This is a genomic window from Veillonella sp. R32, from assembly GCF_010093125.1.
Taxonomy (GTDB): domain Bacteria; phylum Bacillota; class Negativicutes; order Veillonellales; family Veillonellaceae; genus Veillonella_A.
On sequence record NZ_NMZQ01000012.1, the window covers coordinates 1 to 16,377 of the forward strand.

15 protein-coding genes are annotated in these 16,377 nt (G+C 39.7%); all 15 read left to right on the plus strand.

All coding sequences use genetic code 11. The features are described 5' to 3' along the window. Positions 1-236 precede the first annotated feature (236 nt). The 15 genes from VER_RS03590 (at position 237) to miaB (ending at position 16,310) form a co-directional block, all read left to right on the plus strand. Complete coding sequence (locus VER_RS03590; RefSeq protein WP_162099517.1) at positions 237-2,873, plus strand: S-layer homology domain-containing protein; 2,637 nt, start codon at positions 237-239, stop codon at positions 2,871-2,873. A 365-nt stretch (positions 2,874-3,238) separates the two neighbouring features. After that, a complete protein-coding gene (gene rpsB, locus VER_RS03595) occupies positions 3,239-4,021 on the plus strand; it encodes a 30S ribosomal protein S2 (RefSeq protein ID WP_162099518.1) in 783 nt (260 codons plus the stop codon). A 137-nt stretch (positions 4,022-4,158) separates the two neighbouring features. Further along, positions 4,159-4,839: a translation elongation factor Ts gene (tsf, locus tag VER_RS03600; RefSeq protein ID WP_162099519.1), complete on the plus strand. Its 681-nt coding sequence runs from the start codon at positions 4,159-4,161 to the stop codon at positions 4,837-4,839. A 65-nt stretch (positions 4,840-4,904) separates the two neighbouring features. Next, a complete protein-coding gene (gene pyrH, locus VER_RS03605; RefSeq protein WP_115309752.1) occupies positions 4,905-5,633 on the plus strand; it encodes a UMP kinase in 729 nt (242 codons plus the stop codon). Next, complete coding sequence (frr, locus tag VER_RS03610) at positions 5,633-6,193, plus strand: ribosome recycling factor (RefSeq protein WP_162099520.1); 561 nt, start codon at positions 5,633-5,635, stop codon at positions 6,191-6,193. Before pyrH ends, frr begins: the two co-directional genes overlap by 1 nt. Continuing rightward, positions 6,193-6,453, plus strand: coding sequence for a hypothetical protein (locus VER_RS03615; protein ID WP_162099521.1), 261 nt, complete (start codon positions 6,193-6,195; stop codon positions 6,451-6,453). Before frr ends, VER_RS03615 begins: the two co-directional genes overlap by 1 nt. Beyond that, positions 6,431-7,207: an isoprenyl transferase gene (locus VER_RS03620; RefSeq protein WP_162099522.1), complete on the plus strand. Its 777-nt coding sequence runs from the start codon at positions 6,431-6,433 to the stop codon at positions 7,205-7,207. The genes VER_RS03615 and VER_RS03620 overlap by 23 nt, the downstream gene beginning before the upstream one ends. A gap of 1 nt (position 7,208) precedes the next feature. Further along, the gene (locus VER_RS03625; protein WP_162099523.1) at positions 7,209-8,021 is read left to right on the plus strand and encodes a phosphatidate cytidylyltransferase; all 813 of its coding nucleotides are present in this window, start codon (positions 7,209-7,211) and stop codon (positions 8,019-8,021) included. A gap of 99 nt (positions 8,022-8,120) precedes the next feature. Continuing rightward, entirely contained in the window at positions 8,121-9,266 is a 1,146-nt protein-coding gene (locus VER_RS03630) for a 1-deoxy-D-xylulose-5-phosphate reductoisomerase (protein WP_162099524.1), read from the plus strand. Positions 9,267-9,277: 11 nt separating this feature from the next. After that, a complete protein-coding gene (rseP, locus tag VER_RS03635) occupies positions 9,278-10,297 on the plus strand; it encodes an RIP metalloprotease RseP (RefSeq protein ID WP_162099540.1) in 1,020 nt (339 codons plus the stop codon). A 14-nt stretch (positions 10,298-10,311) separates the two neighbouring features. Next, positions 10,312-11,388 (plus strand): flavodoxin-dependent (E)-4-hydroxy-3-methylbut-2-enyl-diphosphate synthase, encoded by a 1,077-nt coding sequence (ispG, locus tag VER_RS03640; protein WP_162099525.1) that lies wholly within the window; start codon positions 10,312-10,314, stop codon positions 11,386-11,388. A gap of 8 nt (positions 11,389-11,396) precedes the next feature. Beyond that, positions 11,397-13,115, plus strand: coding sequence for a proline--tRNA ligase (locus VER_RS03645; protein ID WP_162099526.1), 1,719 nt, complete (start codon positions 11,397-11,399; stop codon positions 13,113-13,115). A gap of 151 nt (positions 13,116-13,266) precedes the next feature. Beyond that, entirely contained in the window at positions 13,267-14,085 is an 819-nt protein-coding gene (locus VER_RS03650) for a PHP domain-containing protein (protein ID WP_162099527.1), read from the plus strand. Positions 14,086-14,106: 21 nt separating this feature from the next. Next, the gene (locus tag VER_RS03655) at positions 14,107-14,955 is read left to right on the plus strand and encodes a hypothetical protein (RefSeq protein WP_162099528.1); all 849 of its coding nucleotides are present in this window, start codon (positions 14,107-14,109) and stop codon (positions 14,953-14,955) included. 41 nt (positions 14,956-14,996) lie between these two features. Continuing rightward, entirely contained in the window at positions 14,997-16,310 is a 1,314-nt protein-coding gene (gene miaB, locus VER_RS03660) for a tRNA (N6-isopentenyl adenosine(37)-C2)-methylthiotransferase MiaB (protein ID WP_162099529.1), read from the plus strand. The last annotated feature ends 67 nt before the right edge of the window (positions 16,311-16,377 follow it).

Here is a 16,377-nt window from a genome sequence, read left to right on the forward strand (position 1 = left end):
TATTTTATACTATCAAAAAATAAAATCGCATTCTATTGATATATAAAACTAAAATGTCTAAATAATGCTTATATTTTGATTATTTGAATTACATTTTGAATCTGTTTTATTTTTATATAAATTATAAAATATTAATGAAAATAATGAATATATACTTGAAAAATCACTTATTATTAATTATAATATAAAAATAAAGTGATGAGTGATATTTGTTGTGTAGTAAAACAGGTGATAGAATGAAACAAAAAAATAAACGAATACTTGCATGGTTAGTATTGAGTGCCATGGGGGCCTTGTGGACTGGCAATGAAGTACTAGGAGCCAGTGTTGATTATGTAAGTGTCAATTCTACGGAAGCAGGTCCTAGCGACACAGGTTCTAATAGTGTGGCCGTAGGGCCTAGTACGGAAGCGACAGGTGAAAGCGCATTAGCTCTTGGTAATACATCTAAAGCAACTGGTACAAATAGTATTGCTGAAGGGTTAGAAGCGGAGGCTACAGGTTTGAATAGCATTGCTGAAGGATATGGCGCTAAGGCTCAATCAGCTCAAAGTATTGCTACTGGGAAGGGGGCTAAAATTGATGAACTAGCGACTAATGCTATCGCTATTGGTGCGGATGCTGAGGTTCAGCGAGATCCAGATTATAGTGATACTCTTTCAAATTCAGGTAAAACTAAGGTGAATGGACAAAATGCTATTGCGATTGGCACTAGAGCTATGACTACAGGCAGTCAAGCTATTGCTATTGGCGCAGGTACAAATGCATTAGGCTATAATTCATTAGCCATTGGCAATGGTACCAATACCACTGGTGACAGTGCTACTGCCATTGGCGATGGTGCATGGGCTCATGGCACGAAGAGTACGGCGTACGGACAAAATGCTAAGGTATACAATGCTAGTATTGAACGAGATGCAAACGAACTAAAAGCTAAAATTGATAATTTGCGAATTAACAATCAGCAGTATGCGACTGGCTTAGGAGAGTTAGAAAATGGTGGTGGCAATGCTGTTGCTATTGGCGGTGATACGAAAGCATCTGGCTGGGGTGCTTCCGCATTAGGCTACAAAGCATATGCTTTGCATAGTCAAACTACAGCTTTAGGGGATGATGCTAAGGCAATGAACTATGCAGCGAGTGCTGTTGGGACTCATAGTTATGCATCGGGAATGAACTCTACAGCTGTTGGCAATAGTTCTATGGTACTAGGGGATTATTCCTCAGCTTTGGGCTCTGCCGCAGCAGCTACAGGTCAATCCTCCCTTGCTATCGGTTGGGGTGCTGGGGCTAGTGGACGAAACTCTATTGCTATAGGCACTTACACAGGAAAAATGAAAACTTGGTACACTAAAGGAAGTGAAACTAGTACCTTTGCTACAGAGCTGTCTCAATGGAGTGCCTCTGGTGATTATGCCGTCGCTATAGGCACGGATACATTAGCCAATCAAACTGATGCCATCGCAGTGGGGCGAAAGGCGGAAAGTACAGCAGAAAATGGTGTAGCGCTTGGTCATAATGCAAAAACATCGGTAGTTAGTGGCGTTGCTTTGGGGAGTGATTCTGAGGCCACTCGTGAAGCATTGAAAGATGTAACTGTTACTAACACGGCGAGTGCGTCAGCTAATGAAGTGTATGGTGCTGCTAATAGTACGGAAACGGCTAAAGCGGCTATTGCAGCTACAGTGAAAGGGAGTCTAGGTGCTGTTTCAGTAGGTAATGACAATGCAACGCGGCAAATTACCAATGTGGCGGCCGGTTCTAATGATAGTGATGCAGTGAATGTGGCTCAGTTGAAGTCTGTTGAAACCTCTGTGAGAGAGTATGTGAATGCCAATGCCATTGATGTAAAACAAGGCGATGGCATTTTAGTTACTGAAACACCAGCTAGTACAGATGCTGATGGAAATCCAACAAAACACACCTTTACTGTGTCTTTGGCAGATGAAATTAAGAATTCAATTACTAATAATACGAATAATATTACGAAATTAGGCGACCAAGTATCTATAAATAAAGGGGATATTAATAATTTAAAATCACAAGTCAATAATAATACACAGACTCTTAATACTCACACGGAACAAATTAATAATTTAAACAATCGTGTAGATAGTATTGATGGACGCATTAATGGTTTAGATAGTCGTATGGATAAAGTAGGCGCAGGTGCAGCAGCATTAGCAGGCTTACATCCACTTGATTTTAATCCAGATGATAAATGGAGCTTCTCTGTAGGTTACGGCAATTATGGTAATGCTAATGCAATGGCAGTAGGTGCTTTTTATCGTCCTAATGAAGATGTGATGGTAAATGTAGCATCTTCTATGGGAAATGGTGAAAATATGATTTCTGCAGGCCTTAATTTTAATATTGGTCAAAGCAGTGGCGTATCGCGCTCGCGAGTTGCTATGGCAAAAGAAATTGAAGCCTTGAGAAGTCGGGTAGAGCAATTAGAGGCCGAACGTGTAAACAACAGTAGTAATATAACTACTAATACAGTCAAACTTGACGTAAACTTCCCAGATGTACCCGCTAATCATTGGGCTTATAATTATGTTAAGACGTTAGCTGATAAAGGCTTATTGGTAGGCTATCCTGATGGAGAATTTAAAGGCAATCAAACTATGACACGCTATGAATTTGCAGCCATTATTTATCGCGCCTTGCAAAATGGTGCTATAGTTGATGGTAATATGGCACGTGCTACGGAAGAATTTGGTCAAGAAATGGCAGCTGTTGAAAAGGCTGACCGTTTCCGTGTAGATCTTGTTCATGGTAAGCCAAGTGATCGTTATAAAGTAGAACGAATTCGTGTAAATAGTGAAGATAAGGAAAATCGTGATGTCTATGGCGGACATACGAAGATGTAGAGTGGAATATTTCATATTAGCTAACATAATAATCGCTTACTACAACTCTATCACATGAAGCACTAACTTAACTGTCACACTTACCATACTCTGCGCTGCTGAGAACGTGACGCCTTTTTGAAGCGACCTTTGTTGCCTAGCAACTCGAGAGCAAGAGAAGGCGTCACGTTTTCACACATTCACATACTCACACACTTCATGCATAATATTTTTAAAGAAACCCTCTTGTCACACCTGTGCCTTATGTGCTATACTTTTTAGGTATGAAAATTACGCACGCAGTCTGATTCAATGTCTGTGTCAGGAATTGTCCTGATTTATATTGAATATGATGCTGCGGAGGTTTATTAACAGGAGGTGCCAACATGGCAGTAGTATCAATGAAACAATTATTGGAGGCTGGCGTACATTTCGGTCATCAGACTAGAAGATGGAACCCTAAGATGGCTAAGTTCATCTTCACTGAACGTAATGGTATTTATATCATCGACCTTCAGAAAACAGTTAAAAAAGTAGAAGAAGCTTACGATTTCCTTCGTGAAGTAGCTCAAAACGGTGAAGTGATTCTTTTCGTGGGCACTAAAAAACAGGCTCAAGAATCCGTTAAAGAAGAAGCTATCCGCGCTAACATGTTCTACGTAAACGAACGTTGGTTAGGTGGTATGTTAACTAACTACAAAACTATCGAATTACGTGTTAAACGTTTAAAGCAGCTTGAAAAAATGGCTGAAGACGGCACATTCGAACTTCTTCCTAAAAAAGAAGTTATCGGCTTACGTCACGAAATGGAAAAATTAGAAAAATATCTTGGCGGCATTAAAGATATGCCTAAAATGCCAGGTGCTTTATTCGTAATTGACCCTAAAAAAGAACGCATCGCTATTGCCGAAGCTAAAAAATTAGGTATCCCAGTAGTAGCTACTGTAGACACTAACTGTGATCCCGATGAAATCGACTTCCCAATTCCAGCTAACGATGACGCTATCCGCGCTGTAAAATTGTTAACTGGTAAAATGGCTGACGCTGTATTAGAAGGTCGTCAAGGTGAATCTTTAGATGACCAAGGTGAACACCAAGAAGCAGCTGACCAAGCTATGAAACAAATGGAAGCTGACTCCACTGAAATGGTACAAGACGGTCAGGGCTAATAACTAGCATTGCCTTAAAACTTAAAATTTATTGAATATATATTAAATATTATTTGATAAAATATGTAGAACGATATAAAATTAAGGTAAGGCTAACTAGACCTTACCTTAATTAATGTGTAGGAGGTATATATTATATGGCGATTACTGCTGCATTAGTAAAAGAATTGCGCGAAATTACAGGCGCAGGCATGATGGATTGCAAAAAAGTGTTAACTGAAGCTAACGGCGATATCCAAAAAGCAATCGACTTACTTCGTGAAAAAGGCTTAGCTGCGGCTGCTAAAAAAGCTGGTCGTGTAGCGGCTGAAGGTGTGGTTGCTTCCTATATTCATGGTGGCGGTCGTATTGGTGTTCTTGTAGAAGTTAACTGTGAAACAGACTTCGTTGCTAAAACTGAAGACTTCCAAGACCTTGTTAAAGATATTGCTATGCAGATCGCAGCAGCAAATCCTACGTACTTAAATCGTGAAGAAGTACCTGCTGAAGTTATTGAACATGAAAAAGCAGTTCTTTTAGAACAAGCTAAAGCAGAAGCAGAAGAAGATGTAAAAGCTGGTCGCAAACCAAAACCAGAAGCAGTTCTTGAAAAAATGGTTAATGGCCGCGTTGAAAAATTCTATAAAGAAAACTGCCTATTGGAACAGGTTTTCATTAAAGATGGTGACAAAACTATTACTGATGTTATTACCGAAAAAATTGCTAAAATCGGTGAAAACATTAACGTACGTCGTTTCGTTCGCTACGCTTTAGGCGAAGGAATTGAAAAGCGTCAGGACGACTTCGAAGCTGAAGTTCGTGCAGCCGCTGGTCAATAAGATTTAAGAGATAAGAGAACACCGTCACGTGTTCTCTTATTTTGTAATAGCAGAGGAGTAACGCAATGAGTAATAGAAATTTTAAACGTATCGTCTTGAAATTAAGTGGTGAAGCCTTAGCTGGCGACCAAGGCTTTGGCATTAATCCCGTTGTAGTAGAAGAAATTGCGAAAGAGATTGCTGAAATCGCAAGAACTACGGATTTACAAATAGCCATCGTAGTTGGTGGCGGAAATATTTGGCGCGGTTTAGCTGGTAGCGCTAAAGGTATGGATCGTGCATCGGCCGATTATATGGGTATGATTGCTACGGTTATGAACTCGTTAGCTTTACAAGATGCCCTTGAAAATGCCGGTGCAGCTACTCGTGTACAGACGGCTATTGCTATGCAAGAAGTAGCAGAACCTTACATTCGTCGTCGAGCCATTCGTCACTTAGAAAAAGGTCGTATTGTTATTTTTGCAGCTGGCACAGGGAATCCTTATTTCTCTACAGATACAACAGCTGCGCTCCGTGCTGCTGAAATTGAAGCTGATGCTATTTTAATGGCGAAAAAATTTGCTGATGGTGTGTATGATAGTGATCCACGTACTAACCCAGAAGCTAAGAAGTTTGATGAACTTACTTACATGGACGTAATTAGTCGGGAACTTAAAGTAATGGACTCTACATCTACGACCTTGTGTAAGGATAATAATATCCCAATCGTAGTATTTAGCATGGATATTCCTGGCAATATTACACGTGCTGCGAAAGGGGAAGTCGTTGGTACTATCGTAAGAGGTGAAGAATAATGGAAATTCAAGAGTTATTAACCCGTGAAGAAAGTCGTATGGACAAAACCATTGAGGCTTTGAAACATGAATTTGCTTCCATCCGTACCGGCCGTGCTAGCACTGCCTTATTAGACAAAGTTATGGTCGATTATTATGGTACACCATCTCCAATCAACCAGGTTGCTAATGTAACAGCACCAGAACCACGTTTGATTTTAGTAAAACCATGGGAAAAATCTATGATTGGTCCTATTGAAAAAGCAGTTTTACAATCTGATTTAGGCCTAAATCCAAGCAATGATGGCGACACTATTCGCTTAGCTATTCCACAGCTTACAGAAGAACGTCGTAAAGAACTTGTGAAAGTAGTAAGCAAGAAAGCGGAAGAAGCTAAAGTAGCGGTTCGTAACATTCGTCGTGATGCTAACGATGCTATCAAAAAAGAAGAAAAAGCAAAAACAATTACAGAAGATGATGCTAAACAAGGCCAAGATAAAATCCAGAAATTGACGGATAAAAAAATTAAAGCCATTGATGAGTTGAAAGATAAGAAAGAAAAGGACGTATTGGAAGTATAATGAATACGCCAAACTTAATGGTTGGATTACCTTGGCAGCTTGCACAACGGATGTTGCAGGCTGCCAATATCCCTTTTGCAGTAACTATCGGTGAAAATCATAATCGATTTTTCACTGTTGCAGACAATGATTTTTACGTAGGCCGTGTGGTGTACGTAGAGGAAACGGGTATATGGCAAATTTTGTTATATCGCCCAATGGTAGCAAGTGGTTTTGAAAACTGCAATGAGGTACAATATGCTAAAGAAATTACTACGTAAGAACGGGGATGCAAAGAAAGCGTCGGAAATTACGCTAGATCCTCAGAATATACCTCACCATGTAGCTATTATTATGGATGGCAATGGTCGTTGGGCTAAACGCCGTGGTTTGCCACGTACGATGGGACATCGTGCAGGGGCTGATGTATTAAAAAAAATAGTGATTGCTGCTGATGAAATTGGCATAAAAGCATTAACTGTTTACGGATTTTCTACAGAAAATTGGAAGCGTCCCGAGCAAGAAGTATCCTTGCTCATGAGTCTGATTCGAGAGTACTTGTTAGGCAATGTTCGTGATATGCACGAGAAAAATGTGCGCATCCGTTTTATTGGTTATATTGGCGGTCTTTCAGAAGAATTACAGACAATCATTGCGGATGCTGAAAACTTAACAAAGAATAATACGGGTCTTACCTTACAGTTAGCTATTAACTATGGTGGACGCGATGAAATAGTGCGAGCGGTCCGGGCCACTGCCAAAGAGGTAGTAGCCGGTAAGTTAGCTGTAGAGGATATTACCGAAGAATCCTTTGGTAAGAGTCTATATACGCAAGAATTTAGCAATGTAGACTTATTAATTCGACCAAGTAATGATTATCGAATTAGTAATTTTTTATTGTGGCAATTGGCGTATGCGGAATTTTGGTTTACCGAAACCCATTGGCCTGACTTTACAGCTCAAACATTATTAGATGCTGTGTATGCCTACCAGCAACGAGAACGTCGCTTCGGCGGTTTAAAGACGGAGGAATAGGATGCTCAAGACTCGTGTCATTACAGCTTTAATAGGCTTTGTCATTGCTGTGTTAGCCATTACCGTAGGTGGTCAGCTATTTAATGCTATCATTTTATTGTTGGCCTTATTAGGCTGGCGAGAATATGCTAGTATGCTACGTAAGATTGATATTATAGTGCCGAATCGGTGGGGCTATATTTACACTACTTTATTGATGATTATGTTAGCCTTTGGTTTTTATAAATGGGCCATCATGGTGGCGGCTGCCGCGGCTATGACAATGGGCTTATTATATATTTTTGGGCCGGCTCGTTTAAATTTATCAGTCATTAGTTGTGCTACCTTTGGTTTTTTCTATATAAATGGTGGCTTTGCAGCCCTATTAGTGCTTCGTGAAACGTCAATTTACGAATTGTTTTCTGTTCCTGTTGTGAATGCGCATATGGGTGAATTAGTCATTTGGTTATTATTATTCACTACTTGGGCCAGCGATACCTTTGCTTATTTTGCCGGGCGTCAGTGGGGGAAACGTAAAATCGTTCCGAATATAAGCCCTAATAAAACGTTAGAAGGCTATGTAGGAGGCTTTATTGGCTGCCTATTTACAGGTATTATTTATGCGGTTATAGTAGGTATGCCCCTCATGTTAGGCTTAGGAGCAGGTCTTTTAACGGGCATTGTGGCACCTTTAGGCGATTTGTTTGAATCTAAGCTCAAGCGGTATTGTGGTGTGAAAGATTCGGGCGTTTTATTACCAGGTCACGGTGGCGTGCTAGATCGCTTTGATAGCTTGTTGTTCTCGGCCCCTATGGTATTAGTTTATTTATTATAAGGAGCGTCTCTAACAAATATAAATATCACATACATATTTGGGAGACCTTAGTTGTGAAATATAAAAGTACAGTATAAGCTGTATTGGATGGGAGTTTCTATGAAAACACTGAGTATTCTTGGGAGTACCGGTTCTATCGGCACACAAACATTAGATGTGGTGCGACAGCATCCTGATTTATTTTCTGTTAAAGCGTTGGTAGCTTACCATAATGTGGATGCATTAGAAGCTCAAATAAAAGAATTTCAGCCTGAAATGGCAGGTTTAGTGGATGAAACGGCTTTTTTAACATTAAAAAAACGATATAATGGGCCCACTAAATTAATAGGTGGTCAAGAGGCCTTAATGGCGGCCGCTACGTGGTCTACTTCTGAACTTATAGTCACTGCAGTAGTAGGAGCGGCTGGTATTGAACCAACTGTAGAAGCCATTCGTGCTAAAAAAACGATTGGGTTAGCTAATAAAGAAACCTTAGTTGCTGGGGGCTCTTTAATTACCTCCTTATGTAAAGAGTATGGCGTTCAATTATTGCCGATTGACAGTGAACATAGTGCGATTTTTCAGTGTTTAGAAGGGCAGCAGCGAGATAATGTAGATTCCCTATTGATTACTGCTTCTGGTGGCCCTTTGCGGACTTGGCCTTCTGAAAAAATTGCTACAGCTACAGCGGCTGATTGTTTACGTCACCCAACCTGGAATATGGGAAATAAAATTACTATTGATTCAGCCACTTTATTTAATAAAGGCTTAGAAGTTATTGAGGCCCATTGGTTATTTGGTTTTGATTTTGACCATATTAAGGTGACGGTTCATCCACAAAGTATTGTTCATTCTATGATTATGATGAAAGATGGGGCTATTTTGGCGCAATTAGGCAATCCTGATATGCGTGAGCCGATTCAATATGCCCTTACATACCCGCAACGTAAACCGTTAAAAATGGATACCTTAACCTTTGAACAGGCTTTACAGTTAGAGTTTTTCCCACCTCGCTATGAAGATTTTCCTGCTTTAAAATTAGCATTTGAAGTAGGTCGTGCTGGTGGTTTTAAACCAGCTGTATTTAATGCAGCTAATGAAGAAGCTGTGTATGCCTTTTTAGCTGGTAAGATCCAATTCGGTGATATTTACAAGACCGTAGTGTCCGTTTTAGAAAAAATGGAAACGGAGCCAACCTTTACGTTGGCCCATTTACGGGAAATGGATTTATGGGCTCGTGAAACAGCAAGAGCCTTGATTAAATAGGAGAGATTATGTTGTTAACTATCGTTGCCACAATCTTTGTATTTGGCATCATTGTGTTTATCCATGAATTTGGTCATTTCATTACAGCCAAAGCGAGTGGTATGCGTGTCGATGAGTTTGCTATTGGCTTTGGGCCGGCTTTAGTGAAAGTGCAAAAGGGCGAAACTCTCTATTCCATTCGGGCTATTCCCTTAGGAGGGTACAATAAAATTGCCGGCATGGATCCAGAGGAGCCCTTAGATGATAGGTCCTTTTTAAATAAACCTGTTTGGAAACGGTTTATCGTAATTGCAGCAGGGGCTGTTTTTAACTTCTTGTTAGCTATCGTAATATTTTTTATTGTGTATGCTACCTATGGTGTACAAACACCATCTAAAGAGCCTATTGTAGGGAATATGATGAGTAATTCACCAGCCACTATGGCTCATATGGAAGTGAATGACCGCATTATTTCCATTAATGGTAAGCCGGTAGCTACTTGGACCGATATTTCTAAACAGTTACAAGGCACGGCAAATACGGTTGTGCCTGTTGTAATTAACCGTAATGGGCAAGAGCAGGAATTATCTGTAATTCCTACTCAAGCAGGCAATGAAGGTAGGGCTATTATTGGGATTAATCCTGTATCGTTGGTGCAAGAGTTTAGCATTGGCGAATCCGCTGTGCAGGCCCTTCATACGACGGGCTATGTCTTAGTTAGCATGGTAGATGGTTTATGGTCTATGATTACAGGCACTACCAATGCTGAATTAGCAGGGCCTATTGGGGTAGCTCAAATGGCGGGCCAAATGGCTGAAAATGGCTTCATGTACTTATTACAGTTTACAGCTTTATTAAGTTTAAACTTAGGTGTTATTAATTTATTGCCTATTCCAGCGTTAGATGGGGGCCACCTAATTGTATTATTAATAGAAGGAATTACGAGACGACGTTTGCCAGTGAAGGCATTGCAGTATATTCAGATGACAGGGGTCATTATTTTAGTTCTCTTATTTGTGTATGCTACGACTCATGATATTAGCCGTCTGTAATATAGGAGTTACCTATGATTAACAGAAAAGAAACTACGCGCATTAAAGTCGGCAATGTGCCTATTGGCCATTTTGCGCCCATTAGTGTGCAGTCTATGATTACAACGAATCCTGTAGAAACAGAAAAAGCGATTGCAGAAATTAATCGTTTAGCAGAGGCTGGTTGTGATTTAGTTCGTTTAGCCGTGCCAGATATGGCAGCGGCTAAAGCGATTAAAGCAGTAAAAGCTAAAGCTCAGATTCCTTTAATTGCAGATATTCACTTTGATTACACTTTAGCCTTAGCGGCAATAGATAGTGGTGTTGATGGCCTACGTATCAATCCAGGCAATATTGGGGGCATTGATAATGTAGTAGCGGTCATTGAAAAAGCAAAACCAAAACATATTCCTATTCGCATTGGTGTAAATGCTGGTTCTTTACCAGCCCATATTTTAAAAGAATATGGTGGTCATCCTTGTGCAGATGGTATGGTAGAGGCAGCCTTAGAACATGTGCGTATTTTAGAATACTTAGACTACAAGGAAATGAAATTGTCTATTAAAGCCACTGATGTACCTTTAATGATTGAAGCGTATCAGAAATTATCAGCTAAAGTACCATATCCCTTGCATTTAGGGGTTACGGAAGCAGGTACCATTTCACAAGGCACTGTTAAATCTTCTATCGGTATTGGTGCTTTATTGGCACAAGGCATTGGTGATACATTGCGCGTGTCCTTGACTGGTGACCCTATTCACGAAGTGGAAGTTGGTAAAACGATTTTAAGTTCCTTAGGTCTTAGAAATTATGGTGCGACTATGATTTCCTGTCCTACTTGTGGTCGCTGTCGTGTTAACCTCTTTAGTATGGCTGAAACGGTAGAAGCTCGCTTAAAGAGTATTAAAGCACCTATTCGTGTGGCTGTTATGGGCTGTGTCGTGAATGGCCCAGGGGAGGCTAGAGAAGCCGACTTTGGGATTGCTGGTGGTGATGGTCGTGGGATTGTCTTCCGTAAAGGAGAAGTCATTAAGACCGTAGATGAAAGTGAACTTGTGGATGCTTTATTCCATGAAATAGAAACGTATTTAGAGACAGAAGCAAAGGAGTAATGAATTAAATGTTAGCTAGTAAATTATATGCCCCTACATTAAGGGAAACACCTGCTGATGCAGACGTAATTAGTCAACAATATATGTTACGGGCCGGTATGATTCGTAAGATGACCGGTGGTATTTACTCCTATTTGCCCTTAGCTTGGAAAAGCATTCGCAAAATTGAAGCTATTGTTCATGAAGAAATGACAAATGCAGGGGCACAAGAAATTATGATGCCAATTATTCAGCCTGCTGAAATTTGGCAAGAATCTGGCCGTTGGAAAGTATATGGCGCTGAAATGATTCGTCTTAAAGACCGTCATGATCGTGAATATTGCCTGGGACCAACGCACGAAGAAATGATTACAACCTTGGTAAAAGGGGAAGTTAATTCCTATCGTCAATTGCCATTAACTTTGTATCAAATTCAGAATAAATATCGTGATGAACGTCGTCCACGCTATGGTTTAATGCGAAGTCGCGAATTTATCATGAAAGATGCTTACTCCTTTGATATTGATGAAGCTGGTTTAGATGTTTCTTACTGGAATATGTATCATGCCTATGAACGCGTATTTAGTCGTTGTGGCTTATACTTTAAACCAGTAGAAGCTGATTCTGGTGCCATTGGTGGCAGTAATAGTCATGAATTTATGGCTCTTGCTGAATCTGGTGAAGCCGATGTGATTCATTGTAATAGTTGTGATTATGCAGCGAATATTGAAATTGGTAAGCCTGGTGTAATTAAAGCCGATGTAGAAGAAGCATTAGAACTAAAAGAAGTACCAACTCCGGATGCTAAAACCATCGAAGCTGTGGCGGAACAACTAAACTTGCCACTTGTTAAAACAATTAAGGCTGTTGTTTTATCTACCGATGGCGTAGTGGTATTAGCTATTGTGCGTGGCGATCATGAAGTGAACGAAATTGCTGTACAGCATGCGGTAGGTAGTACTATTGAACCAGAAATGGCAACGGAAGAAGAATTACAAAGTGCTGGTTTAACGGCAGGTTTCATTAGTCCTGTAGGTTTGAAACAGACGGATACCTTCAAAATTGTGGTAGATGAAACTGTTATGGAAGCCTACAATGTGTGTGGTGGGGCCAACAAAAAGGATGCCCATTACATTAATATCAACCCAAAACGTGATTTTAATGTAGAAGATATTATTGTAGCCCCAATTCGCTTAATTACCGCTGGAGATACTTGTCCAAACTGTGGTGGTCAATTAAGCATTGCTAAAGGTATTGAAGTGGGCCAAGTTTTCAAACTAGGTACTAAATATAGTGAAGCTATGAGTGCTACTTTCTTAAACCAAGATGGCCGTCCTAATCCATTTGTTATGGGTTGTTATGGCATTGGTGTGTCGCGCACATTGGCAGCTGCTATTGAACAGTTCAATGATGAAAATGGTATTATTTGGCCACGTGCTATTGCACCATTTGAAGTAGTAGTGGTACCTATTAATGCAAAAGACGAAGCACTTATGGACGTAAGTACACGGGTATATGAAGCGTTAAAAACAGCTGGTGTAGACGTATTATTAGATGATCGTAAAGAACGAGCTGGCGTTAAGTTCAAAGATGCTGACTTAATTGGCTATCCATTACGCATTACGGTAAGTAAAAATACCTTAGAATCAGGGGCCGTAGAAATGAAAATTCGTAAAAATGGTGAAGCCATTGAAGTACCAATTGACGAAGTAACTACTGTGGTAGCAGACACGTTAAATACTTTATAAGCCCTGGCAGTCGGTGGAGTTTCTATCGACTGCTTTTGTAATACTTGTATAAATCCCTATTTTACGTCATAATAAAAAGATAGACAGTTTTCAATACATCTGTATTAATGAAATTTTTATTTACATATAGTAAGCTTAGGAGGTAATTAATATGTTAGTTGATTTTCATATGCACAGTACTGCTTCCGATGGCGTTATGCAGCCTTTAGACTTACGTGAGGCTAATAAAGCAGCTCAAATAAAAATTATGGCTCTAACCGATCATGATACGATAGAAGGCTCATTGGAGCTATTACAACATCCTGATCCTGATATTACTGTGATTCCAGGCTGTGAATTTAGTTCCACCTATCATAATGGGGATGTACATATTTTAGGGTATGCCTTTGACTACACCAATAAAGAGTTACTAGATTATATGGCTTTTTTCAAAGAGTCAAGACAGTCTCGAATCTTTAAAATGATTGATTTGTGTGCTGCTAATGGCTATGACGTGTCGGTAGCAGAATTAAAAGCTATGTTTCCTCATGCTAATTCGTTAGGTCGTCCTCATTTGTCGCAATTGCTCATTAAAAAAGGCTATGTTAATACCGTGAGTGAAGCCTTTAAAACGATTTTACATCGCACCAGTCCTTGCTATGTACCTAAGTTCAAAGCAGAACCTAGCGATGTAATTGACTTAATTCATAGGGCGAATGGATTGGCCGTTATGGCCCATCCTATTCTAATTCGCACGGAAGAAGATGTGCATGAATTATTGACGTTACCTTTTGACGGTATGGAAGTGTATCATGTGAAACATAGTAAAGGAGACTCAGCAGCCTTTCGTCACTTAGCGAATAAACATAAGCTCTTGATTACAGGTGGTTCTGATTATCATGGTATTAAAGATAAAGAACCATTAGCGATTGGCGATTATTTAATTCAAAGTGAAGATGTAGCCGAATTTTTACATGTGTTACGGTCGTAGAGCGTATAGGGAGAAAAGACTATGGAAGTTATTGCCTTTGTTGGTCCTAGTGGTACTGGTAAAAGCCATCGTGCGCTAGTCGTAGCCCATGAGAATAATGCAGAATGTATTATTGATGATGGGATTTTAATACATAACAATCGTATAGTGGCCGGTTTTTCTGCCAAAAAAGAAGAAAGCCGTCTTAAAGCGGTGCGACGGGCTATCTTTCAGGATCCGGAGCAAGTTCGTTCAGTTCGTGAACAGCTTGATATTATTCAGCCAAAACGGATTTTGATTTTAGGGACCTCTGAAAATATGGTGGGCAAAATTTCGGCCGCCCTAGGGATTGGTAAACCAGCCCGTTATATTCATATTGAAGACATTGCATCTTCTAAAGAAATTGAAAAAGCCCAAAGTGCTCGCTTAAAAGAGGGGAAGCATATTATTCCCGTACCAACTATGGAATTAAAACCTCATTTCAAGGGGTATTTAATTGATCCTATCAAATCTATATTACGCCGTACCCGTTCCTCTAAATCAAGTGGTGGGACGCCTGAAGATTTTGAAAAATCCGTAGTGCGACCTGTATTTAGTTACTATGGACGGTTAACTTTTTCTGATCAGGTTATTGAAGCACTTATTAAGAATAGTTTATCTAAGGTGCCAGGTATGGCTGAATGCGATGACATTAAGATTAAAAAAACTTCAAAGGGTACAAACGCTTTGTTGCTTGATATGGGCGTATCGGTGTATAAAGGTCGTCCAGTGAAACAAATTATGAATGATATGCATAAAGCTATATCTAATGAGATAGAATATATTACGGGCATGTCCGTAGAGCGTTTATCTATTGTTGTAGACAATGTGGTAAATCCTAAATTAGGCTAGTTTTAGCTAACAATAACAAGAAGGAAATCTAAGGAGACGATATGAAGCAGTACTATATATTTACCTATGGTTGTCAGATGAATGAAAGTGATTCTGAGCGCCTAGCACATCAGCTAGAGTTAGCTGGCTATACAAGTACCGATAATTTTGAAGAGGCGGATTTAATTATTTTAAATACGTGTTGTGTTCGTGAAACAGCGGAACATAAAATTTATGGCCGCATTGGCGAATTAAAACATTTAAAAGCGAAAAATAAGAATTTAATCATTGCTATTACTGGTTGTATGGCGCAGAAGAATCAGGCTGATATGTTTAAACGAGCACCTCATATTGATATCGTATTGGGGACTCATAATTTACGTCATATTAATGAGATGGTAGCAGAAGTGCAACGGACGCATAAACATCAAATTAATATTGAAATGGATAATTCTGTGCTTCATGAATTAGAAGCTAAGCCTACGGGGACTTTTTCCGCTTGGGTACCCATCATGAATGGTTGTAATAAATTCTGTACGTATTGCATCGTACCGCATGTACGTGGTCGCGAAATTAGTCGACCTATTTCCGCCATCGTAGAAGATGTAAAGAAATTAGGTGCTAGTGGTCATAAAGAAATTACCTTATTAGGGCAAAATGTCAATTCGTATGGCTTAGATTTTAAAGACGGTACTCATTTTGGTGATTTAATTGATGCCTTAGATGGTATTCCTGGAATCGAACGGATTCGCTATATGACAAGCCATCCGCAGGATATGAATAAAGAAATGATTGATGCCTTAGGTCGTTCTTCTAATGTGGTAACGCAATTGCATTTGCCAATTCAATCAGGATCCAATCGTATTTTACAAAAGATGAATCGTCGGTATACTGTAGAACATTATAAAGAGCTTATTGACTACTGCCGTGAAAAGATTAAAGGCTTAACGTTGACGACGGACTTAATTGTAGGCTTCCCTGGAGAAACGGAAGAAGATTTTCAAGCTACGTTGCAATTATTAAAAGATGTGCGCTATGATATGGCGTATACATTTATTTTTTCTAAACGGTCTGGTACACCAGCGGCTACTATGGCCGATCAAGTGCCGGAAGAAGTGAAACGGGTTCGTTTACAAGCATTGATGGATGTGCAGAACGAAATTTCCTTAGAGCTTAATAAAGCTATGGAAGGGGAAATTTATGAAATTATAGTAGAAGGACCAAGTCGTAATGATGAAAATGTTTGGTTTGGTCGTACATCGGGAAATAAGATGATTTTATTCCCTAAAGACGAAAGTCTGGCTATTGGCCAAACTGTGAAGGCTCGGGTAGATAAAGCGCAGACTTGGATTTTATACGGTACGGTTGTTAGTTAAGAAGAGATTTTAGATATTGTGAGTGCTATGATTGGCAAATAGTTTATGTTAGAAAATGGAGGCGTAC

Bases quoted from the DNA above. Each gene is read 5' to 3' on its own strand.
- frr (WP_162099520.1), top strand. From the start codon at position 5,633: ATGGAAATTCAAGAGTTATTAACCCGTGAAGAAAGTCGTATGGACAAA.
- VER_RS03615 (WP_162099521.1), top strand. From the start codon at position 6,193: ATGAATACGCCAAACTTAATGGTTGGATTACCTTGGCAGCTTGCACAA.
- VER_RS03655 (WP_162099528.1), top strand. From the start codon at position 14,107: ATGGAAGTTATTGCCTTTGTTGGTCCTAGTGGTACTGGTAAAAGCCAT.
- VER_RS03630 (WP_162099524.1), top strand. From the start codon at position 8,121: ATGAAAACACTGAGTATTCTTGGGAGTACCGGTTCTATCGGCACACAA.
- VER_RS03645 (WP_162099526.1), top strand. From the start codon at position 11,397: ATGTTAGCTAGTAAATTATATGCCCCTACATTAAGGGAAACACCTGCT.
- VER_RS03620 (WP_162099522.1), top strand. From the start codon at position 6,431: ATGCTAAAGAAATTACTACGTAAGAACGGGGATGCAAAGAAAGCGTCG.
- tsf (WP_162099519.1), top strand. From the start codon at position 4,159: ATGGCGATTACTGCTGCATTAGTAAAAGAATTGCGCGAAATTACAGGC.
- VER_RS03625 (WP_162099523.1), top strand. From the start codon at position 7,209: ATGCTCAAGACTCGTGTCATTACAGCTTTAATAGGCTTTGTCATTGCT.
- ispG (WP_162099525.1), top strand. From the start codon at position 10,312: ATGATTAACAGAAAAGAAACTACGCGCATTAAAGTCGGCAATGTGCCT.
- rpsB (WP_162099518.1), top strand. From the start codon at position 3,239: ATGGCAGTAGTATCAATGAAACAATTATTGGAGGCTGGCGTACATTTC.
- pyrH (WP_115309752.1), top strand. From the start codon at position 4,905: ATGAGTAATAGAAATTTTAAACGTATCGTCTTGAAATTAAGTGGTGAA.
- VER_RS03650 (WP_162099527.1), top strand. From the start codon at position 13,267: ATGTTAGTTGATTTTCATATGCACAGTACTGCTTCCGATGGCGTTATG.
- miaB (WP_162099529.1), top strand. From the start codon at position 14,997: ATGAAGCAGTACTATATATTTACCTATGGTTGTCAGATGAATGAAAGT.
- VER_RS03590 (WP_162099517.1), top strand. From the start codon at position 237: ATGAAACAAAAAAATAAACGAATACTTGCATGGTTAGTATTGAGTGCC.